This is a genomic window from Hoeflea sp. BAL378 (genome assembly GCF_000759435.1).
In the GTDB taxonomy this organism is placed as follows: Bacteria; Pseudomonadota; Alphaproteobacteria; order Rhizobiales; family Rhizobiaceae; genus Hoeflea.
Genome location: NZ_JRJG01000278.1, coordinates 1 through 568, shown reverse-complemented (window position 1 = coordinate 568; position 568 = coordinate 1). Strand labels below are relative to the sequence as shown.

Genomic DNA, 568 nt, shown 5'->3' with positions numbered 1-568 from the left:
GGCGCCGTAGTAGAGCAGCCGGACGGAGCTCTTGTCGGTGGCGGCGAACCGCTCGTGCGTCAGAAGCGCGTTCAGCATGGTCGGCACCGTGAGGATCACCGAGACCCTCTCCCGGGCGATCAGGTCGAGCACCAGGCCCGGCTCGAACTGCGCCGACAGCACCACCGTCGCGCCGGCCAGCACGAACAGCTTCTGGTGATCCCAGTTGCCGACATGGAAGGGCGGGAAGTAATTGGCGAAGATGTCGTTCTGGCGGATGCCGAGCGCGCCGGCCATCGCCAGGCCGTCCATGACGCTGCGGGCGTTGGACAGCATCGCGCCCTTGGGCCGTCCGGTCGTGCCGGAGGTGTAGAGGATCATGTGGATCCAGTCGGGCTCGGCCCGGATCTCGGGCTCGGTGTCGGGCGCGCCGGCCATGAAGGCCTGCCATTCGGCGCCGGGCGCCCCGCCCGCCACCGGGAAGTCGACAACCCGGATCGGCCGGTCCTCGAGCGCCTCGGCGATCACGCCGGCGAACTTCGCCTGCCTGAGGATCAGCGCCGGCTCGCCATTGTCGAGGATGTGGCGG

General features: G+C 69.5%; 1 protein-coding gene. It reads right to left on the bottom strand.

Annotated features, from left to right (window positions below):
- Window positions 1-568: AMP-binding protein (locus tag LL06_RS26185; RefSeq protein ID WP_035534060.1), on the bottom strand; the 568-nt coding region annotated here is incomplete at both ends.